The organism is Hymenobacter sublimis (assembly GCF_023101345.1).
Lineage (GTDB): Bacteria > Bacteroidota > Bacteroidia > Cytophagales > Hymenobacteraceae > Hymenobacter > Hymenobacter sublimis.
Genome location: NZ_CP095848.1, coordinates 75,537 through 95,209 on the forward strand (window position 1 = coordinate 75,537; position 19,673 = coordinate 95,209).

Sequence of the window (19,673 nt, forward strand, 5' to 3'; positions counted from 1 at the left end):
AACTACGTATTCTGGCCCATGCAAACCTGGAACGATGTAATCCGGCTCGCCAACCACGGCAGCCCTGCCCCCGAAAAACGAGTAGAAAAAACCGATGCTGAGTGGCGCGCCCAACTCACACCCGAGCAGTACCACGTAACCCGCCAGCACGGCACCGAGCGGGCCTTCACGGGCGAGTACTGCGAGGCCCACGAAGCCGGCCTGTACGCCTGCGTGTGCTGTGGCACCCCGCTCTATGATTCCCGTACCAAATTTGAGTCGGGTACGGGCTGGCCCAGCTTTACTCAGCCCGTGCAGGAAAACGCCATCCGCTACAAGAAGGACACTAGCTACGGCATGACGCGCGTAGAAGTACTCTGCAACGTCTGCGATGCTCACCAGGGCCACGTCTTCCCCGACGGCCCGGCCCCCAGCGGCTTGCGCCTGTGCATCAACTCGGCGGCCGTGAAACTGATTAGCGCAAACGAAAAAGTAAGCTAGCTACTCCGGTTCATCTATACCATGGAAAAGGCCCCTTGCTCCACGCAGAGGGGCCTTTTTCGTAAATACCAAAGCTCCTGATCTAGCGCCAATGGGCCGCCAAGCAGCGCCGGTAGTGAGCCTGTTAATTTTATCCCGATTTTCGTGGCCCGCCAGCCCGAACTGAGCCGGAGCAGGCGTTGTTACTAGTCTTTCCCACCCTTTTTTCCTACCCGCCCAATGTCCCTTCTTTTCACTGACTTTGCCAGCTGGCAGGCCCATTGCGCGGCTACCGGCGAACCGCTTCACCAACCCGTTTTAGCCTACGAGGTAGAGCAGAAAGGCCGCACGGAAGAGGAAATTTGGAACGGCCTGCAGCGGGCCTACGATGTAATGCGCGACGCCGTGCACACGGGCCTTACCCAGAACATGACCTCCCGCTCGGGCATGGTAAACAACGGGGCCAAGAAGATTGCCGCCTCGCCCGTAACCGTATTGTCGCCGGAGTTCAAACAACTGGTTACCCGGGCGCTGGGGGCTAAGGAGGTTAACTCGTGCATGGGCCGGGTAGTAGCGGCCCCAACGGCCGGTGCCTCCGGTATTCTGCCCGGTGTGCTCGTGACACTCCAGGATTTACACAAGCTCGAAGACCGCACCATTCTAGAAGGGTTACTGGTAGCGGCCGGCATTGCGCTGATTATCGAGCAGAATGCCTCCCTGGCTGGTGCCGTAGGAGGCTGCCAGGCCGAAACTGGTTCGGCGGCCGCCATGGGTAGCGGGGCCATTGTGTACTGCCTAGGGGGCTCCGTGGAAGAAACTTTCGCCGCCGTTGCCATTACCATTCAGTGCATGCTTGGCCTGGTTTGCGACCCGGTAGCCGGCCTCGTAGAAGTGCCCTGCGTGGTGCGTAACGCCTCGGCAGCCGCCATTGCGTTCAGCTCAGCCCAAATTGCCATTGCCGGCGTCGACCCGGTGATTCCCGTGGACCAGTGCGTGGCTGCCTTAGGCGAGGTAGGCCAAAGCATGGAAACTCGCTACAAGGAAACGGCTCTGGGCGGCCTTGCCAACACCCCCAAAGGCCGCGAAATTGAGAAGATGGTGCTGGTGCAGGACGTACAGATTTTGCCCGACGAAGACGCGAACTAGCAGCTTTCTAGAAGTGCACGTGAGGCCCGAACCGAGGAATGGCTACCCGCCAATAGGCAGAGTAGCCGTTCCTTGGTTCGGGCCTCACGCTTGCGTTTTAAATAGGCTTGGTTACGGGGGCCATGGTGAGCTTGGCCAGGTAGTCCACGGCACCGGCGTACTTGATTCGGAGTTGCTGGTACTGTTCCCAGGCGCCCTCCACATCGGCCTTGAGTGGGATGCCGGCCTTGCTGAGCTGCTCGCAAGCATCCTCGAAGTCCTGGCGTTCAGGGTCTTCCAAGGGTTCCTTGCCATCCACGGGAGTGGGAGCTTTGGTTTGCGCCTCAAATTTGAAAAAGCGCGACACCCGATTAATGGCCACGCAGCCCGCCTTAAAGCAGAGGGTGATGTTCGGGGCATGTGACATTTCAACTGCGCTGATGAGCAGGGCCGCGGCATCTAGAATAATAGCTGCGGCCATTACCCAGGAGCGGCCCGGCTGAGGCGAGCGGAAAAAGGAAAGCACCGGTAGGGAAGTATGAGTCTCCTCAATTTCAACAAACCATTCTTCCCAAATTTCCCACTGCTCCCGGTCGTCCTGGAGCGAGCCGCTACGGTTGAGCCAGCACAGCAGCTCCACGGCCGAAGCCTCGGTGCCCGCGCGCAGCTCCAGCCGGGCAACTACCAATTCTCGCCGCGAAAAAGCTTGGTAGATGGTAGGCAGGTAGGAAATCAGCAGGGTCATCAGAAACAGGCCCAGCGTAGCTTCGGAGTAGGACATGAAGCTGGCCGTAAAGCCCTCCGTGGGCTCCTCGGAGCCTAGCGTAAGCAAGGAGCTGTTGCTGAGACGGTAGCACCGTTCCAGGCTGCCTTCGTCCAGCGCCCAAAATATAATGGTGTATCCCAGGCTCACGACGCCCAGCCACACAATGGGCAGGGCCACCAACCCGACTGGGGCGTACAGGGCCATTACTTTGTCGCGTTGGCTGTAGGTGCGGCCTAGCTTGGCAATGGCCGTAAACGCGCGCCGAAGTCCGGAAAACACCCAGTTGCTGAGCAGCACCGACTCGTTGCGGGGCAGCACAAACGAGCGAATAGCCGCCAGTACTGTCGTAATCACCAAGAATACTCCGGCCCCGAAAGCCAGTATCCGTAATCCCATTTCCAGCATAAAGCCTTTGTACAAAGTAAGCGGCACTGCTGCCGGTTGCTGTGTACTGGCTTCTGTATGACAGGGTTGGCAACAACTCCGCAGATTACGCTCGTACGAGCAAGCGCTGCACTAGGGAGCCGCTTACTTCCGCTCTTTCCAGAGCTGCCGGAACGTTTTGGGAGCTACTTGCACGGCGTCGCGGCGCTTGCTCCAACCCACCTCGCCCAGTAGGCGGCTAAGTACCCAGTTTTTAGCTGAAGCCGGGGCCAGGTCCCAGACCCAGCGGTGCTTCATGCCGTGCAACCACAGCGAAATAGCCCGTCGCTCCTCCTTATCGGTTAAACCCTCCTGCACGCTCTGCTGGCGGTTTCTAAGCAGAATGTTGTGAATCGGAATCTTAACCGGACACACTGATGTGCAGGCCCCGCACAGGCTACTGGCGTAGCTCAGGTGCTTGTTTTCGGCCATGCCCGAGAGGTGGGGCGTGATAACCGAGCCGATGGGGCCGGAATAAGTAGCCTCGTAGGTGTGGCCGCCAATGTTCTTATATACCGGGCAAATGTTCAGGCACGCCCCGCACCGAATGCAGTTCAGGGCCTCGCGCTTGTCGGGCTGGGCCAGCAGGTTGGTGCGGCCGTTGTCAAGCAGAATTACGAACATTTCCTCCGGGCCGTCCTTTTCCAGGGGTTGGCGCGGGCCGGTATAAATGGTGTTGTACACTGTAACCTGCTGGCCGGTGCCGCTGGTGCTGAGCAGGGGCCAGAACAAATCTAGGTCCTGCAGCCTCGGAATCACCTTTTCAATACCCACAATGGCAATGTGGGTTTTCGGGAAGGTAGCGGAAAGGCGGGCGTTGCCCTCGTTTTCCGTCACGCATACGGCACCGGTATCGGCCACCAGGAAGTTGCCGCCGGTAATGCCTACCTCGGCCGTGGTGTACTTGTCGCGGAGCAGGTGGCGGGCCGTGAGTACTAGCTTCTGCGCATCGTCGGTGTACTCAATGCCCAAATGCTTCACGAAAATGTCGGCAATATCGAGCTTGCTCAGGTGCATGGCCGGCGTCACGATGTGGTAGGGCCGCTCCCCGTTCAGCTGCACAATAAACTCGCCCAAATCTGTCTCCACCGACTCAATACCACGCTTTTCGAGGTATTTGTTCAGGTGAATTTCCTCAGTGGTCATGCTCTTGGCCTTCACCACGGTGCGGGCCTTACGACGCTCCATAATCTTGCCCACCTCAAACAAGGCCTCCTCCGCGCTCTGGGCCCAAATAACCTTGCCACCTTTAGCCGTGAACTTCTCCTCGAACTGCAGCAAGTACTCATCGAGGCGGTTAATGACCTGGGTTTTAAGGTAGGAAGCCCGCGCCCGCGCCAGTTCGTGGTCCTGGTAGAAGCCCAACCCGGTTTGTACGGCCGCGTTGTACTTGCCAATGTTGAAGCGAATCTTGCGCCGGTGCTCCAGATCAAAGGCCTTGCGGTCCGAATCGGTGAGAAACTGGTGGGCTTTGGTAGGGGCGAGGGGAGTGGTGGTCGTCGGGTTCATGGCAGCACAAAGTACAACAGGTTCTTAGCAAAGATAAAAACCCGCCGGGCCCCAGGAGGTTCGGCGGGTTTTAATTTTGGTTAATAAGAAGGGAAAGAGGAAGTAAAAGTCGTCATGCAGAGGCGCAGCCGCAGTCGAAGCATCACTACCGCTGGCTAACCTATAAGGTCTGCAACGTCAGCACGCGAGATTCCTCGCCGCGGGGCTCGGAATGACGTTCATTTTGCCCGTCACTTCCTTACCTGTCACTTTTCACCCAGTACCTCTCTACTTCTTATTTGAGTCGACGATGATGCGCTGGTCGCGGTTAGCCAGGTCCCAGGCGGTGTAGAACACCAGGCGGGCGCGCTTCTCCATTTGCGGAAACTCAATTTTGTCAACTTCATCGCCCGGGCCGTGGTAGTCATCGTGCACGCCGTTGAAGAAGAAGGCCACCGGAATACGGTGCTTGGCGAAGTTATAGTGGTCGGAGCGGTAGTAGAAGCGGTTCGGGTCCTCGGGGTCGTTGAAGCGGAAGTCTAAGTCCATTTGGCTGTACTTCTGGTTCTGATCCAGTAGCACCTGGTGGAGCTGGGAGCTAAGCTTGTCGGAGCCGATGACGTACACGTAGTCACCCTTGCCCTCGTGGTCCTTGTCGGTGCGGCCCACCATGTCGGTGTTCAGGTCGACCATAGTCTTTTCCAGCGGGAAGATGGGGTGGTCAGTGTAGTATTCGGAGCCGAGCAGGCCCTTTTCCTCGCCTGTTACCGTCAGAAACAGCACGCTACGGCGCGGCCCGCGGCCTTCGGCCTTGGCCTTGGTGAAGGCTTCGGCCATTTCCAGCACCGTTACCGTGCCCGAGCCGTCATCGTCAGCGCCGTTGTGCACCTCGCCATTGATAATGCCGATGTGGTCAAAGTGCGCCGACAAAACCATGATTTCGTCCTTCTTGTCGGTACCTTCCAGGTAGCCCAGCACGTTTTCGGTGGTGAAGTCTTCCGTCTTCTTCGCGGCTTTTACCGAAATCTTGGCTGGCTTGAATGGGCCTGCCACCGGCTTGCCGGCCGTATTTACGCTAGTAGTGTACTTAGTTACGGCCGGAGCCGTAGCGCCAAGCATCTTGTAGCCTACTGCCGGCGACACGAAAAATGCCGTGGCGCGGGTCTGGCCGGGCGCGGCATCCTTGAAGGCAATGCTGGGGCGGCTGATGTAAGGCGTCATGCGCGCCGCCATCTTCTCGAAGTTGCTGTTGGGGTTAAAATCTACGAAGAAGACCGAGCGGGCACCTTTCTGGGTGGCCATCTGCAGCTTGGCCCGGTAGTCCTGGCCCCATTTGCTACCCTGCCCGTCCTTGCCCAGCAGGGCAGTGCCTTTGCTGTTCTGGGGCTCGCCAATCAGAACTAGCAAGTCTTTGCCTTTCACGTCGCCGAGGGCAGCGTAATCGGAGTAGCCATCTTGCTCGATGCCGTAGCCGGCAAATACTGGCTGAATGGTCGTTTCCTGCGCGAAACCAGTGCTGCCAGCCGCGTAGAAATCGGTCAGCCACTTGTAGGTTTGACCGCCCACTTTGAGAGTAGCGCCATCGGCCCAGGTGCTGCGCACCATAGTGAAGTGCTGCAGGTAGGGGTTGTCGGAGCCCTGCACCGGACCCTGCAGGCCCAGCTCCTTGAAACGGTTGGCAATGTACTCGGCGGCCATTTTCTGGCCTTTCTCACCGGTTTCGCGGCCTTCGTAGGCATCTGAAGCCAGCACGGTCAGGTGCTGGCGCAAATCGGCCTGGGTGATGCTCTCGGCGTAGGTACGAGCAAAGTCGGCGGTAGCAGCCGGGGCCGCTTGGGCAGGCGCGGTTTCGGCCGTAGCGGCGGGCGCTTCGGTTTTATTCTTGCGCTTTACCTTGACCTTGGTTTTCTCGGGCGCCTGCTGAGCTACCGCGGAGGTAGCTACGCCTGCTGCCAGCAAGAAGGCCAGAAAGGAGGTTTTCTTCATTAGAAGGAAAAGATTGGGTAGGAAAAAGTGATTTGAGGACTGGGTGGCTAAGTGAGTTGGTACATGGGTGAGCAGTGAAAAGATACGTCATCCTGAGGTAGTAGCTGTAAGACTTTACCACGTCAACACAACCTCCTCACAACGACTCGCTCCAGTTGAAAAGGCCCTTTGCTGAACTCAGGATGACGCTCACTCAAGCACCACCTCACTTATTCACTCAGTCACGCATCCACCACTTAGGGTTGCATGATGAGCACGGAGGCGTAAGCGGCCACACCTTCGCGGCGGCCCACAAAGCCGAGCTTTTCGGTGGTAGTGGCTTTGATGCTAATGTCGTCGGGCTCGATGCCCATCACCTCGGCCAGCACGCGCTGCATCTGGGGGATGTGCGGATTGACCTTGGGCGCTTCCAGGCAGATGGTAGAATCGATGTTGGAGATGCTATAGCCGCGTTCCTGGAGCAAACGCACTACCTCCGAGAGCAGGCGCTTGCTGTCGATGCCTTTGTACTGCGGGTCGGTATCGGGGAAATGAAAGCCGATGTCGCGCAGGTTGGCCGCGCCCAGCAGCGCGTCGCAGATGACGTGGATGAGCACGTCGGCATCGGAGTGGCCGAGGGCGCCGTGGGTGTGGGGCACCTGAATGCCGCCGAGCCAGAAAGGCAGGCCTTCCTGAAGTTGGTGAACGTCGTAGCCGAAGCCAGTCCGGATTTTCATGGGGTAGGGGAAGTAGGAAACAGAGCAGCAAGGTACGGCACCAGCGCCGTTGCGCTACGGCAAAAAAAAGCAACGGCCGGCAAAGTAAAACCGCGTTTCGCCCGTCAAGCAGGAAGAACCACCCGCTACGAGGTAAAAAGAATAGCAGAAAATTAATGGAAACTAGGGAGTCGTTAAAAGTTTCCATTGTATCTTTGCACCCGTAGTCATGGAAATCAAAGACCGAATCTTACACGCAGCCATGGGCCTCTTTACCCGCAACGGGATTAAGAGCGTGTCGATGGATGATATTGCTACCCACTTGGGTATCTCGAAAAAGACGCTTTACAAGTGGTTTGAAAACAAGGACCAGATTGTATCAGCTGTCATCAGCAACCATTTAAACGGGGTTCAGGGTGAGTGTGAAGGCATCATTGGCCATGCTCTCAATGCCGTGGACGAAATGGTACAGATGATGGATTGGGCCAAGCGGCAGTTTGCCAACGTGAATCCCACGGCCATTCATGACCTGCGCAAGTATTACCCCGCTGCCTGGAACCTGTTTCATGCCCACAAGAACAAGTACATCCTGAGTCAGATCCAGGCCAACCTGCGCCGGGGTGTAACCGAAGGCCTCTACCGCGCCGACCTTGACATTGAGGTGCTCTCGCGCCTGCGCCTAGCCCAAATCGACGTGCTGTTTGACCCCGAAATATTTCCCCACGCCCAGTTCGACCAGCCCCGCGTGCAGATAGCCTGCAACGAGCATTTTCTGCTGGGCATGGTAACGCTGAAAGGCCACAAGCTCATTAACGAGTACCGTCACGTGACGGAAGAAGAATAAGCTCTAACACCTGCTTTCCGATATGAAGAATAACCTCCGCGTTTTGTTGCTGGCCGCCGGGCCGGGGCTGCTGGCTCCGGCCAGCGCCGCGCTAGCCCAGACGCCGGCACCCCGGCCAGCCGTGGCCGGCCAGTCGGCGCCCCTGGGCGACATGGCCTTGTCTCTGCAACAGGCCGTTGACTACGCTATTAAAAATAAGTCGTCGTTGCTGGCTACGCGCCTAGGCGAACAGACGGCGCGGGCGCGGGTCGGCGAGATTAAGTCGGCGGGTTTGCCCCAGGTGAACGTGGCCGCTAACCTGGCCGACAACTTCAAGCTCCAGAAGAGCCTGGTGGATTTTGGTGCCTTCGCCGGTGGCTCAACGGCTACCCAGCTAACGCCCACCGATATTGCCGCAGCCCAGGGCGGGCAAACCGTCAACCTGTCGACGGTCGTGTTGCCCTCCGAGCCCGCGCCGCCTCAGGCTTTGGCTTTCGGCCTGCAGTACGCCGGTAACACCAGTGCCTCGGTGTCGCAGCTGTTGTTCGATGGTTCTTACCTGATCGGCCTGAAAGCCGCCAAAGTGTACGAGCAGCTCGCCAAAAAGCAAACCCAGCAGGCAGAAATTGAGGTAGTGGAGCAGGTAAGCAAGGCCTACTATAGCACCTTGGTAGCCCGGGAACGGCTGCAGCTGCTCGCCCGCAACGTGCAGCGCCTCGACACAATTCTTTACCAAACGAACCAAACCTTCAAGGCTGGTTTTGCCGAGAAGCTGGACGTGCAGCGCCTGCAGGTGCAGCGCAATAACCTGGTGGTGGAGCAGCAGAAAGCGGCTCGCCTCACCGACCTGAGCGTGGCTCTGCTGAAATTTCAGATGGGCCTACCCCAGGACCAGACCGTGCAACTTACCGACTCACTCGGAGCCGCCGTAGTAGATGCCGGTGCCCTGCGCCAGCGCCTCGGGGTAGCCAGCCCGACTACGGGTGGCGGTGTGAGTGGCCTGGCTGGCGTGCCGAGCGCCCCGGCTCCGGCCACTGGCAATACCGATGCGCAAAACCGCCAGGACCAGCAAACGGCCCTGAGTGGAGCGCGCACGGGCCAGTTGGCTGCTGCCTTCAACTACAATAACCGCATTGAATTTAGCACCCTGGAAACCCAGCAGGCACTGGCGGGTCTCGATTTGGCCAACCGCCGGGCTGGCGCCTACCCCCGTCTGCTGGCTACGGCTGCCTATGGTTTCACGGGTTCGGCTAATACTGCCGGCGACCTATTTGCCTTCCGCGGGCCCGACTCCCGGGCGGCAAATGGCTTCCCGAACCAGAACTGGTTTGGCTTCGGCAACGTGGGCCTGAGCTTGCAGATACCGGTGTTTGATGGCTTCCGCCGCAAGTACCAGGTGCAGCAGGCGCGCATTGCCCAGCAAACCATTGAGCGGGGCTTCGAAACCCTGCGCCAGAGCATTGACTTGCAGGATGCCCAGAGCCGCACTACCCTCGTGAATGCCCTGGACGTGCTGGACAACCAGAAAGCCAACTTGGAGCTGGCCGACGAGGTAGCCCGTGTGTCGCGCATCAAGTTCAAAGAAGGCGTGGGCTCCAACCTAGAGGTAGTAACCGCCGAAACCTCCCTGCGCGAAGCCCAAACCAACTACTACGCCGCCCTTTACGACGTGCTGGTAGCCAAAGTGGACCGCGACAAAGCTACCGGCGAGCTGTACAACCAAGCCAAGAAATAAGCTGTTGGCTGATAGCTGCTGGCTGTTAGCTTTTTCCTCGGAACTTCTCCCTACGACTTCCTATGAACTTTTCTCTAAACAAAGCTATCAGCTATCCGCTAGTAGCTATCAGCATATTCACGGCGGCCTGCGGCGGTCAAAAAGACCCGAAAGCAGAGTTGGCCGAGCTGAAGAAAGAACAAGCCGCCAACCAGGCTAAAATTGCTGAGTTGGAAGCCAAAACTGGCGCCAAGGCCGAAGGCGCGGCTGCCCAGACCACGCCCGTATCCGTTATCAACGTAGCGCCCGAGAGCTTTAAGAGCTACCTGGAGCTGCAGGGCCGCGTTGACTTCGATCAGAACGCCACCGTAGCCGCCCGCGCCGCCGGTACCCTCACCAGCTTGCGCGTGCAGCGCGGCGACCGGGTAAGCAAAGGCCAGACCCTGGCTACCGTGGACGCCAGCATCCTCGACGCCAGCATTGCTGAGCTGCGCACCCGCATGGATTTGGCCCGCGTGGTATACGAGAAGCAGGACCGCCTCTGGAAGCAGCAAATTGGTACCGAAATTCAGTACCTGCAGGCCAAGAATAACTACCAGGCCTTGCAGCGCAACCTCAGCACTCTTAACCAGCAGCGTGCTCTGTATACCGTAGTCGCTCCGTTTGCGGGCACTGTAGATGATGTGTTGCCCAAACTGGGCGAAGCCGTAGCACCCGGCGCGCCGGTAGTAAAGCTCATCAGCAGCAGTGGCACGGGCAAAATCCTGGCGGATGTGTCGGAAGCTTACGCCTCCCGCATCAAGGCCGGCGACAAGGCCCTGGTAACCATTCCGGACCTGGGTAGTGAGGAACTGCCCGCTACCGTGCGGGTGGTGTCGAGCACCATTAACCCCACCAGCCGCACCTTCACTACTGAGCTGCGCCTAAGCGGCAACAAAGCCGGCCAGTTGCGCCCCAACATGGTGGCCAACGTCCGCATCCAGAATTACGACCGTCAGAATGCCACCGTGCTGCCCGTGGACTTGGTGCAAAAGGATGAGCAGAACAGCTACGTGCTGGTAGTCAGTGAGAAAGGTGGCAAGAAAGTGGCTGCCAAGCGCGTTATCCAGACCGGCCAGACCTACAACGGCAAGGTGGAAGTAACCAGCGGCCTGCAGGCTGGCGACCAGGTGATTTCGGCTGGCTACCAGACCCTGAACGAAGGCCAATTGGTGACGATTTAACCGGCGTCACCTCAACCGCCAAAAACCCAACAACATGCAGGACATAGAGAAAGAGTTTGGGCCGACCAGTTGGTCGATTAATAATAAAACCAGCATCTACATCATCACGGTGCTGCTGTGCGTGGCGGGGATTTTTGCCTACATCAAGCTGGGCAAAGAGAAATTTCCCGACATCGTCATTCCGCGCATCATCGTGGCCACCATTTACCCCGGCACTTCGCCAGCGGATATTGAAAACCTAGTGACGCGCCAGCTCGAAAAGGAGCTGAAAAGCGTGAACGGGGTAAAGAAAATCAACTCCACCTCTAACCAGGACTACTGCATCGTGGACATCGAGTTTAACTCGGGTGTGGACGTGCAGTACGCCAAGCAGCTGGTGAAGGACGCCGTGGACAAGGCCGCGCCCGAGTTGCCCAACGATTTGCCTTCGCCGCCCACGGTTAAGGAAATCAACATCTCGGAGCAGCCCATCATGTTCGTGAACCTGAGCGGTAACCTGCCGGCTGTACAGTTGAAAAAGTACGCCGACGACTTCCAGGATAAGATTGAGGCCCTACCCGAAATTACCCGCGTGGACATCGTCGGGGCCCTTGATCAGCAGGTGAACGTGGATGTGGACCTGAACAAGCTCCGGGCTTCACGCCTGAGCTTCTCGGATATCAGCAATGCCATTGCCCGTGAAAACGTGACCATTTCGGGCGGCTCCGTGGACGTGGGCTCTCAGAAGCGGGCCGTGCGCGTGGCCGGCCAGTACGTGCGCGCCGAGGACATTGCCGACATTCAGGTGAAGAACCTCAACGGCGCCGCCGTGCGCCTCGGCGACATTGCTACCGTGGAGGATGGCTTCAAGGATCGGGAGTCGTACGCCCGCCTCGATGGCAAGCCCGCCATTACCCTGAACGTAGTAAAGCGCCAGGGTGAAAACCTGATTGACGCTTCTGACAAGATCAAGGCCCTGGTAAAGGATGCCCAGAAAACGCTGCCTAACGAGCTGAAAGTGACCATTACGGGTGACACCTCCAATGACACTCGCGTAACCCTGCACGACCTGATTAACACCATCGTTATCGGCTTCCTGTTGGTAACGGCCATTCTGCTGTTCTTCATGGGCACCACCAACGCCATGTTCGTGGGCCTCTCGGTGCCGATTTCGATGTTCCTGGCCTTCTTGATCATTCCGGGCTTCGATTTCTCCCTGAATATGATTGTGCTCTTTGCCTTCCTGCTGGCCTTGGGCATTGTGGTGGACGACGCCATTGTGGTAATTGAAAACACCCACCGCCTCCTGCATGAGCACCCCGAGCTGACCACCGAAAAGGCCGCCAAATTTGCGGCCGGGGAAGTATTCGTGCCGGTACTGGCCGGTACGCTTACCACGGTGGCGCCCTTCGTGCCGCTGATGTTCTGGCCCGGTATTGTGGGCTCGTTCATGTACTACCTGCCCGTGACGCTCATCATTACCCTGATGTCGTCCCTGGTGGTGGCCTTCATCATGAACCCGGTATTTGCCGTGAGCTTCATGGAGCGCGAGGAGCACTTCGAGGAAGACCTGCACAGCAAACCCAAGCTGAGCAAAGGCCTCCTTATTGCCGTAGGCGTACTGGTGGTGCTGGGCGTGCTGTTTAACGTGCTGGCCTTCGGTGCTACCCCAGAGGTAGGTCCCGACGGCGAAACCAGCGGCTTGATGGGCCACTTCATCGGCAACATCTGCCTGGCCCTGGCCGGCTTCATCCTGCTCGATAAGTTTGTGCTGGTGAAGATGATTGCCTGGTTCCAGACGCGCGCTTTGCCGCGCTTCCAGAACGGCTATGCCAGTCTGGTGCGCTGGGCTATCAGCCACCCGGCCCTGGTGATGGTGGGCGTGATTGTGCTGTTCGTTGGCTCTTTTGTGGCCATTGGCATGCGCAGCCCTAAGGTGGACTTCTTCCCTAAAGGCGACCCGAAATTCATCTATACCTACCTGAAAATGCCGGTGGGTACCCGCGTAGAAATCACGGACTCCATCACCAAAGTGCTGGAAAACCGCATCTACGGCGTCGTTGGCCGCAATAACCCCGACGTGGAATCCGTCATCAGCAACGTGGCCATTGGCGCCGGTGACCCCGGCGACGCATCCTCGTCGAGTGGTACGGCCATGTCAAACATGGGCAAAGTGGCCGTGGCCTTCAAGGAGCTAAGCGACCGGACCGGACCAGCTACCGGTACCTACATGGATAAAATCCGGGAGGCAGTGAAAGGGATTCCCGGCGCCGAAATTTCCGTCGACCAGGAAGCCAGCGGCCCGCCCCAGCAGAAGCCCATTGCCATTGAGGTTATCGGCGACGATTACCCCACCCTGGCTAAGCTCAGCAAGAAAGTAACCCGCTACGTTGATTCGCTCAACATTGGTGGGGTAGAAGCCCTGCGCTCCAACTTGGAGGATCGTAACCCGGAAATTGCCGTGAACATCGACCGGACCCGGGCCAACCGGGAAGGCATCAGCACCGGCCAGATTGGTTTGGAAGTGCGCACGGCCATTTACGGCGCGGAAGCCAGCAAATTCAAAACCCCCGACGATGAGTATCCCGTGCAGGTGCGCTACGCCAAGCCCTACCGCAACGACGTGGATGCCATCATCAACTCCCCACTGACCTTCCGCGACGCTACTGGCGCCGTGCGTCAGGTGCCTATTTCGTCTATTGCCCAGGTAAGCTACGGTTCCACCTACGGCGGCATCCGGCGCAAAGACACCAAGCGCGTCATCACCATCAGCTCCAACGTGCTCAACGGCTACACCGGCCCCGACGTGGTAGCCAACATCCGCACGGCTCTGCAGTCCTTCCCCACGCCGGCAGGCTACACCATTAAAATGGGTGGGGCCGAGGAAGACCAGAAGGAAACCACCGACTTCCTGCCTATGGCTGGTCTGGGTGCTCTGGCCCTCATCTTCCTGATTCTGGTAACGCAGTTTAACTCCTTTAGCAAGCCGGTTATCATCCTCTCGGAAGTGCTGTTCTCCATTGCGGGCGTGTTCTGGGGCCTGGCCATAACGGGCATGAACATCAGTATCGTTATGACCGGGGTAGGCATCATTGCCCTAGCGGGTATCGTGGTGAAAAACGGTATCCTGCTCGTTGAATTCACCGACATTCTGCGTAGCCAGGGGATGCCCCTGCGCGAAGCCATTGTACTGGCCGGCCGTACCCGCCTGAATCCGGTAATCCTAACGGCTACAGCCGCTACGCTGGGTTTGATTCCGCTGGCAATTGGCCTGAACATCGACTTCTACGAGCTGTTCGCTTCCGGCAACCCACACTTCTTCATTGGGGGTGAGTCGGTCGTATTCTGGGGCCCGCTGGCCTGGACCATCATCTTCGGTCTGGTGTTTGCTACGGCTGTTACCCTGCTGGTAGTGCCGGTGATGTACCTGATGAGTGAAAGCCTGAAGCTGCGCCTCAAAAAGACCCCCGAAACCCCTGCCTCCGATGAAGAGGTAGCGGCTGCTCGCCCTCCGGTGCTGGCCGAATACTAGGGCCTCTGGCGTCCTCTGCTCTGGCCCGGACTTATTACCTCGTTGCACCCAACGCGGAAGTCCGGGCCGGGGCCGATGGGCCGCAGCTTCCTAGGCACATTCCCTGATTTTTCTGGTGGTGCTTGCAACCATGCAGCCGGGTCCAGGACTCCTTCGCCCGAACGGGCGGGGTAGCAGCTGACCTACCGGCCCGCTTTGTTTGCAAGCCCCCTTTTACCCTGTCGTTTCCCCCGTATGTTCACCTCAACGACTACCGCCCCCAAATCCATTCAGCAGCAAGTACTGCGCATTATTAGCAAGCGCAAGGCCATCAAGGCCCGTCGCCTGCGTATCGGTAGCAGCCTCAGCCAAGAGCTGGGCTTTGACACAGTCGACGTTGTCGACATTATCCTGGAGTTAGAGCGTAACTTCCACATCACCATCCCTGATGAAGTACCCCTGGCTACCGTTGGTGATTTCGTGGACTATGTGGCCTCGCACGCCAAGGCTGCCTAAGCAGCCAGAATCGGATTATTGCTGGTCAGGCTAGCCTACCAGCCCTATCGGTTACGTTGTCAACTGGTACTGTTTCTGACCCACGAAAAAGCCCCCGCGGGGCGGCAACTTATACTAGTTGCCGCCCCGCGGGGGCTTTTTCGTGGGGAAGGCTGAAACGTTAGCGAACGTTGCCGCCTGGGTCGCCGCCACTAGCCCGGCCCGAGCTGGCGCTTAGGTGAGGCTCCCGGCTGCTATCGGTGGTGTTGCCGGCCGTGTCAGTGCGGGGAGTAACGTTTGTTGCTGGGGTAGCATCAGTGATGCTGGCTGGGGCAGGCTTGCTGCTATTGGGTGAGCTAATGCCAGAATCAGTGTTAGCTGACGAGGTGGTGCCAATGGGAGGTGCTTCTACCGGAGGCATGGAGGGGGAAGCCGCTACTTTGTCTTCCACAATCACGGCATCCGAAACCAGGGAAGGCCGAGTTCTTTCCCACTCCAGAAACTTGTCCATTTCTTCCTTGATGGTGGTGCTGAACCAAGCAACCAAAGCCACGTCATCTAGGAGGCCCAACACCGGAATAAAATCCGGAATGACGTCAATGGGGCTCAGAAAGTAAATGGTAACCGCTACGGCCGCTATAACGGTGGTAGTTGGTAGGCCCGTGTATTCTCCCGAAACCGAAGTGCGAATCAGACGGAACAGGGTTTGGAGCGTATCCCAGGCCTCGTGGGCAATAGAGCCTACGTCGTTCTTTTCGCTGGCTTTCTGATAGGCGTCATTCAGCAGCTGCTTCATGCGCGTAGGCTTCTTGATGTATTCTTCAGCCTTGCCAACAAATTTTTTGAAGAGGGGCGAAGAGGCAATATGTTCGCCGTTAGGGGTTTGCTTGTCCATAGAGCGTAAGGAGAGAAGAAGTGGGAAAGGAGCAGACTGGTGCCCCAGCGGTGTGCTATACTCCGTTGAAGTAAAATGGTTTTCAGACCCAAGATCGGGGCAAAAACAAAAACGCCCCACTTGACAAAGCGGGGCGTCAGAAAAATCAGGTCGGAAAAAGTCTAGTGGTCTACGCGGCCAGCGGCGTAAAAATTGCGGCTGTAGTAGGCCTGATTGAGGGAGCTTACCATAACTCCACCGTTGGTAGCAGAGTGCACGAACTTGCCATCTTTCAGGTAGATGCCGACGTGGTAAATCGGCTGGCCGGGGCCCCGACGGAAGAACACTAGGTCGCCGGTTTGCATTTCGTCTTTCTGCACGTGCTTTACGCTGCTGAACATGGAGCGGGAGCTGCGCTGCAACGTAATGCCGTAAGCTTCTTTAAATACGCGGGTTACAAAGCCCGAGCAGTCGGTACCGCTTTTGCTGTTGCTGCCGTAGCGGTAGGGAGTGCCCAACCACGATACCACCGTTTCCAGCAATGATTGGTCGGCCGTATAGGTAGCTTCAATGCCTAGCTGATGAGCTGCTTTGTTGTAGGCAACGGAATCGGAGGCGGTAAGCAAGCGGGGCTCCTCCGAGCCGGAAAGTAAAGTGCTGATGAAGGAAGCTTCCTGGGGGGCTGGCACTGCTGAGGCAGCGGGGCGAGCAGAGGAGCTGTCGAAGAAAAAAGAGAGGACCATCGAGGCCGCGGCGAGGCAATAGAGAATGCTGTTTTTCATTGTCCGTCGGGAGGTGGTAGGAGCGCTGTTGGGGTCAGCCGAGCAGCGTAAGCGTGCTTCTTTTTTTCGATAAGCAACCGGGAAAACCGGCAAGCAAAAGGGAGACGAAAAGGGACTTTTTAGTCGCCGAAACTGAAGTCCAGTCCGACGGCTATTGGTTAAAGCTAGGCCCAAAAATTCTGAAGTACCAAGTTTACCCCCTCATTTAAGATAAAATTCTTCTTATAGCACACGATACTCGGGGAAGAATCATATCGAATTCCTCAACCGCTTCGGAATACTCTCCGTATACTCCGGCCAACTTTTTCCTACCCATGAAGCTCCCCCGTATCGTCGAGAATTCACCCCTCGCTCGCCTGGCCCGGCTAAAGCTCGGGGCTCCCAATGTGGCGATGGTGCTGGGCTCCAGCATCCACTTGAGTGGGGTTAGTCGGGACCAGTTCCTGCGTGACCCTTTCTGGGTAGCTCACGAGATGGAGCACATCCAGCAATTCGAACAGTATGGGCGCCTGGGCTTCTTGGCCCGCTACCTCCGCGACTGGGTGCGTTATGGCTACTACAACATTCCGTTTGAGGTAGCCGCCCGGGAAGCCGCCGAGTTAAAAGCCCACCTCTACGCCCAAGGTCGGCCCTTGCCTGGGGAAGCTGAACGACATCCTACGCCGAAAGTGAGTTAGTAACTGAATGACTAAGTGAAGTGTGTCATGGCGAGGAGGCACGATGACGCCATCTGTCCTGACCAACGCCTACCCCTAATAACCAGACAAGCCCCTGACGCCAGCACGGACATCAAGGGCTTGTCACGAATGAAAGTATGGCTTCGGTGCCCTCACTATGACAGCACTTCCCTCTACTCAGTAACTCATTCACCGTATCACAGCGCTGCTAGGCGGCCGCCGTCGGCTACTAGGGTGGTGCCGTTGATAAAGCTGGCTTCGGGAGAGGCAATAAAGCAGATAGCAGCTGCTAGTTCTTCTGGGGTGCCTACCTGGCCGGTAATCTTTTCTTTCCCGCTCTTAACATTCGGGTTTTCCCGGAGCATGGGCGTATCCACAGCGCCGGGCGCTACGGCATTAATACGGGCGTGAGTGTGCGGTATTTCCTGGCTGAGGCCGCGCACGAAGGCTTCCAAGGCTCCTTTGCTGGTGGCGTAGGGCACCACGTTAGCGGTAGTTTGCTGGGCGTGCACAGAGCTGACGGCCACAATGGCCCCGTATTTCATGTGAGGCAGGCACAGCTGGGTTAGTCGAAACAACGCCCGCAGGTTAACCAGCATGAGTTGGTCCCAGGCCTTGGGGTCGAGTTTCAGGATGGGCTCAAACGTCATCGTGCCCGCATCATTGATTAGCACATCAATGCGGCCCCATTCCTTGACGGTGCGCTCCACGGCGTGCACTAGCTGGCTGTCTTTGCCCACATCGGTGCGCACGAACAGCGCCTGCCCACCACTTTGCTGAATGAGCTGCACGGTTTCCTGGCCCTCTTTAGCGTCGCGCCCCAGCACGGCCACGCGGCCGCCTTCCCGGCCCAGCCGAACGGCCACGGCTTGCCCTATGCCGGAGGTAGCACCCGTAACCAAGCAAACCTTATCCTGAAAGCGGCGGGCGGGGTCGGCAACGGGCGAAAAGGGCATGTGGCGAGCGGTTAAACGTGGATGGCTGTAGTACCAAGCAGGTGATAAAACCTTGCTGTTACTAGCATCGGGCCGGCAAGGTTGTGCCTGGCCCTGAGCAGGATAATTTTTAGTACTGGCTATAACCTTACGTTAACTTTTCACGAATAGGGGAGGGAACTGACCCCTGGTCTGGTTCAGGTTAGATTCCATTCCCAACCCTTTCCACTATGAGCACGCAAAAGTCCAACCAGCCCGGCGCTCCCGCCCATAAGCACGTCACCTTTACTCCTGCCAGCGAAACCTCCCAGGACGCCGCTAACTCGGCCGAAGGCACAGACAACTCTGCTTCTTCCGCCTACAACGAGCCCAGCAACGCCGGTTCCTCCCAAGGCAAAGCTTCCACTTCAGGCCAGTCAGGCCAGTCGGGCCAGCAACAGTCGTGGCTGGATCAACAGCAGTGGCTGAAAAATATCGACGTTAACCAGATCAAAGATTTCGGCACGAAGGCGCTGGACCAAGTAAACAAGCTGACGCCCCGCCAAAAAGTAATGGGCGGCGCGCTGCTGGTAGGCGGCTTGAGCTGGCTGGCCCTGCGCTCGAAGAGCAGCAGCGCCAAAGGCGAGACGTACCGCTCTTACCGCGGCTCATCCGATAAGTCAAGCAAGTCAAATGCTTCGTCGTCGAAGTGGGACAGCGCCAACGACTCCGTATACCGGGGTGCTACCCGCAGCTACGGCGAAGACGATTACGCTTCCGATTTGTAAGCAACCTTCTATCAGCCCCAGCTGACACGTGAGTAGGAAACCGGCCCGTGAGAAATTTCTCGTGGGCCGGTTTTTTTGGCGGAGTTTCCAACGTACTGCTCAGTCAAGCCCAGCAGCTCTGTGTAGTTTCCGATTATCGGGAAGGCACGGAACGGTTAGTAATTATCAAAGAAGAACGCCTACAACTTTGCCAAGAAAACAATGTCTGTCTCACCGTTAGCCGAACTTACGGCCGTGTTAGCTGCCGGGAGCCCACCGGCCGAGGCCTTGCAACGGGCCCTCAACTTGATTGGCCCCCACCTGCGTGCCGACCGTTGCTTCCTCTACGTCCGCGACCCGGCTCAGGCCCGGGGCCGCATTGCCTTGGTCTGGCGGTTGGATGAGGCCGTGCCCGATCCGCGCCACGATTGGCAAGATGACACCGGCGAGCTGCCGAAACAGGATCCGTTGTTCCGGGCCGCTCTGGCCGCCCGTCCTTCGGTATATGTGGAGGATGTGCACGAAGCGGGCCCCGAAGTGCTTAACCAAGAGTTTGAGCGCCGCACTTTCGGGCACCGGGCCTTAGTACATGCGCATATCACGGATAATGGCCAACTGTGGGGGATTTTGCAGCCTTGCGTATTCGGGCACCCGCGCCACTGGACTGCCGCCGAGCGGGACTACCTGGACGCTGCCGTTCCTCTGTTGCTACCCGTCGTGCAGGAGTACGTGCGGGGCCTGGGCAAAATTTAACGCCGGTACTGTTTAACTAGGCCTTCCAGTAAGGCCAGTAAAGCAGAAAGTCCGCCAACTCCTCGCTTGGTGCGAGAGAATGGCGGACTTTCTGTACTTGTGAGCCTCTTATTGGACTCGAACCAACGACCTGCTCATTACGAATGAGCTGCTCTACCAACTGAGCTAAAGAGGCATTTCCGAGGCGGCGTATCCGTCAGGGGCAGCAAAGATAGAAAG

At 57.9% G+C, this 19,673-nt stretch carries 16 protein-coding genes, 1 tRNA gene and 1 pseudogene; 10 read left to right on the top strand and 8 right to left on the bottom strand.

The window, feature by feature from the left end; genetic code table 11:
• The first annotated feature begins 18 nt into the window (after positions 1-18).
• Both msrB and sdaAA read left to right on the top strand, forming a co-directional pair.
• Positions 19-480, top strand: coding sequence for a peptide-methionine (R)-S-oxide reductase MsrB (msrB, locus tag MWH26_RS00320; protein WP_244694572.1), 462 nt, complete (start codon positions 19-21; stop codon positions 478-480).
• A 219-nt stretch (positions 481-699) separates the two neighbouring features.
• Positions 700-1,605 carry an L-serine ammonia-lyase, iron-sulfur-dependent, subunit alpha gene (sdaAA, locus tag MWH26_RS00325; protein WP_247975594.1) on the top strand — a complete coding sequence of 302 codons (906 nt, stop codon included), beginning with the start codon at positions 700-702 and terminating at the stop codon, positions 1,603-1,605.
• Positions 1,606-1,702: 97 nt separating this feature from the next.
• Here the strand turns inward: sdaAA and MWH26_RS00330 are convergent, their stop codons facing one another.
• The 4 genes from MWH26_RS00330 to ispF form a co-directional block, all read right to left on the bottom strand.
• Positions 1,703-2,782 (bottom strand): hypothetical protein, encoded by a 1,080-nt coding sequence (locus tag MWH26_RS00330; RefSeq protein WP_247975595.1) that lies wholly within the window; start codon positions 2,780-2,782, stop codon positions 1,703-1,705.
• A gap of 96 nt (positions 2,783-2,878) precedes the next feature.
• Positions 2,879-4,282 (bottom strand): LutB/LldF family L-lactate oxidation iron-sulfur protein, encoded by a 1,404-nt coding sequence (locus MWH26_RS00335; RefSeq protein ID WP_247975596.1) that lies wholly within the window; start codon positions 4,280-4,282, stop codon positions 2,879-2,881.
• A 267-nt stretch (positions 4,283-4,549) separates the two neighbouring features.
• The gene (locus MWH26_RS00340; protein WP_247975597.1) at positions 4,550-6,247 is read right to left on the bottom strand and encodes a M28 family peptidase; all 1,698 of its coding nucleotides are present in this window, start codon (positions 6,245-6,247) and stop codon (positions 4,550-4,552) included.
• 236 nt (positions 6,248-6,483) lie between these two features.
• Positions 6,484-6,963, bottom strand: a complete 480-nt coding sequence (ispF, locus tag MWH26_RS00345) for a 2-C-methyl-D-erythritol 2,4-cyclodiphosphate synthase (protein WP_244694576.1) — start codon at positions 6,961-6,963, stop codon at positions 6,484-6,486.
• A 208-nt stretch (positions 6,964-7,171) separates the two neighbouring features.
• Here ispF and MWH26_RS00350 point away from each other — a divergent pair, with 208 nt between their 5' ends.
• The 5 genes from MWH26_RS00350 (at position 7,172) to MWH26_RS00370 (ending at position 14,708) form a co-directional block, all read left to right on the top strand.
• Positions 7,172-7,786, top strand: coding sequence for a TetR/AcrR family transcriptional regulator (locus MWH26_RS00350; protein ID WP_244694577.1), 615 nt, complete (start codon positions 7,172-7,174; stop codon positions 7,784-7,786).
• Between the two features lie 22 nt (positions 7,787-7,808).
• Positions 7,809-9,500 (top strand): TolC family protein, encoded by a 1,692-nt coding sequence (locus MWH26_RS00355; protein ID WP_244694578.1) that lies wholly within the window; start codon positions 7,809-7,811, stop codon positions 9,498-9,500.
• 62 nt (positions 9,501-9,562) lie between these two features.
• On the top strand, positions 9,563-10,702 hold the full coding sequence (locus MWH26_RS00360; RefSeq protein WP_244694579.1) for an efflux RND transporter periplasmic adaptor subunit: 1,140 nt from the start codon (positions 9,563-9,565) through the stop codon (positions 10,700-10,702).
• 34 nt (positions 10,703-10,736) lie between these two features.
• Positions 10,737-14,213 carry an efflux RND transporter permease subunit gene (locus tag MWH26_RS00365; protein WP_247975598.1) on the top strand — a complete coding sequence of 1,159 codons (3,477 nt, stop codon included), beginning with the start codon at positions 10,737-10,739 and terminating at the stop codon, positions 14,211-14,213.
• 234 nt (positions 14,214-14,447) lie between these two features.
• Entirely contained in the window at positions 14,448-14,708 is a 261-nt protein-coding gene (locus tag MWH26_RS00370) for an acyl carrier protein (RefSeq protein WP_188557956.1), read from the top strand.
• A 520-nt stretch (positions 14,709-15,228) separates the two neighbouring features.
• Here the strand turns inward: MWH26_RS00370 and MWH26_RS20130 are convergent.
• Positions 15,229-15,582: pseudogene (locus tag MWH26_RS20130) on the bottom strand (YkvA family protein); the annotation flags it as partial.
• A 161-nt stretch (positions 15,583-15,743) separates the two neighbouring features.
• Entirely contained in the window at positions 15,744-16,343 is a 600-nt protein-coding gene (locus MWH26_RS00380) for a C40 family peptidase (RefSeq protein ID WP_247975599.1), read from the bottom strand.
• A 314-nt stretch (positions 16,344-16,657) separates the two neighbouring features.
• Between MWH26_RS00380 and MWH26_RS00385 the strand changes: the two genes are divergently transcribed.
• Positions 16,658-17,020 (top strand): hypothetical protein, encoded by a 363-nt coding sequence (locus tag MWH26_RS00385; protein ID WP_244694582.1) that lies wholly within the window; start codon positions 16,658-16,660, stop codon positions 17,018-17,020.
• A gap of 197 nt (positions 17,021-17,217) precedes the next feature.
• Here the strand turns inward: MWH26_RS00385 and MWH26_RS00390 are convergent, their stop codons facing one another.
• Positions 17,218-17,976: an SDR family NAD(P)-dependent oxidoreductase gene (locus tag MWH26_RS00390; RefSeq protein WP_247975600.1), complete on the bottom strand. Its 759-nt coding sequence runs from the start codon at positions 17,974-17,976 to the stop codon at positions 17,218-17,220.
• A 209-nt stretch (positions 17,977-18,185) separates the two neighbouring features.
• Here MWH26_RS00390 and MWH26_RS00395 point away from each other — a divergent pair, with 209 nt between their 5' ends.
• Entirely contained in the window at positions 18,186-18,722 is a 537-nt protein-coding gene (locus MWH26_RS00395) for a hypothetical protein (RefSeq protein WP_247975601.1), read from the top strand.
• 201 nt (positions 18,723-18,923) lie between these two features.
• The gene (locus MWH26_RS00400; RefSeq protein ID WP_247975602.1) at positions 18,924-19,454 is read left to right on the top strand and encodes a GAF domain-containing protein; all 531 of its coding nucleotides are present in this window, start codon (positions 18,924-18,926) and stop codon (positions 19,452-19,454) included.
• A 102-nt stretch (positions 19,455-19,556) separates the two neighbouring features.
• On the opposite strand, the gene MWH26_RS00405 is transcribed toward MWH26_RS00400, so the two are convergent.
• Positions 19,557-19,629 (bottom strand) — tRNA-Thr (locus tag MWH26_RS00405).
• Between the last annotated feature and the right edge of the window lie 44 nt (positions 19,630-19,673).

What these genes read in the sequence shown, in the direction of transcription:
- msrB (WP_244694572.1), top strand. Translation starts at nt 19, where the DNA reads ATGCAAACCTGGAACGATGTAATCCGGCTCGCCAACCACGGCAGCCCT.
- MWH26_RS00340 (WP_247975597.1), bottom strand. Translation starts at nt 6,247, where the DNA reads ATGAAGAAAACCTCCTTTCTGGCCTTCTTGCTGGCAGCAGGCGTAGCT.
- MWH26_RS00380 (WP_247975599.1), bottom strand. Translation starts at nt 16,343, where the DNA reads ATGAAAAACAGCATTCTCTATTGCCTCGCCGCGGCCTCGATGGTCCTC.
- MWH26_RS00400 (WP_247975602.1), top strand. Translation starts at nt 18,924, where the DNA reads ATGTCTGTCTCACCGTTAGCCGAACTTACGGCCGTGTTAGCTGCCGGG.
- MWH26_RS00335 (WP_247975596.1), bottom strand. Translation starts at nt 4,282, where the DNA reads ATGAACCCGACGACCACCACTCCCCTCGCCCCTACCAAAGCCCACCAG.
- MWH26_RS00350 (WP_244694577.1), top strand. Translation starts at nt 7,172, where the DNA reads ATGGAAATCAAAGACCGAATCTTACACGCAGCCATGGGCCTCTTTACC.
- MWH26_RS00355 (WP_244694578.1), top strand. Translation starts at nt 7,809, where the DNA reads ATGAAGAATAACCTCCGCGTTTTGTTGCTGGCCGCCGGGCCGGGGCTG.
- ispF (WP_244694576.1), bottom strand. Translation starts at nt 6,963, where the DNA reads ATGAAAATCCGGACTGGCTTCGGCTACGACGTTCACCAACTTCAGGAA.
- MWH26_RS00385 (WP_244694582.1), top strand. Translation starts at nt 16,658, where the DNA reads ATGAAGCTCCCCCGTATCGTCGAGAATTCACCCCTCGCTCGCCTGGCC.
- MWH26_RS00395 (WP_247975601.1), top strand. Translation starts at nt 18,186, where the DNA reads ATGAGCACGCAAAAGTCCAACCAGCCCGGCGCTCCCGCCCATAAGCAC.
- sdaAA (WP_247975594.1), top strand. Translation starts at nt 700, where the DNA reads ATGTCCCTTCTTTTCACTGACTTTGCCAGCTGGCAGGCCCATTGCGCG.
- MWH26_RS00360 (WP_244694579.1), top strand. Translation starts at nt 9,563, where the DNA reads ATGAACTTTTCTCTAAACAAAGCTATCAGCTATCCGCTAGTAGCTATC.
- MWH26_RS00390 (WP_247975600.1), bottom strand. Translation starts at nt 17,976, where the DNA reads ATGCCCTTTTCGCCCGTTGCCGACCCCGCCCGCCGCTTTCAGGATAAG.
- MWH26_RS00370 (WP_188557956.1), top strand. Translation starts at nt 14,448, where the DNA reads ATGTTCACCTCAACGACTACCGCCCCCAAATCCATTCAGCAGCAAGTA.
- MWH26_RS00365 (WP_247975598.1), top strand. Translation starts at nt 10,737, where the DNA reads ATGCAGGACATAGAGAAAGAGTTTGGGCCGACCAGTTGGTCGATTAAT.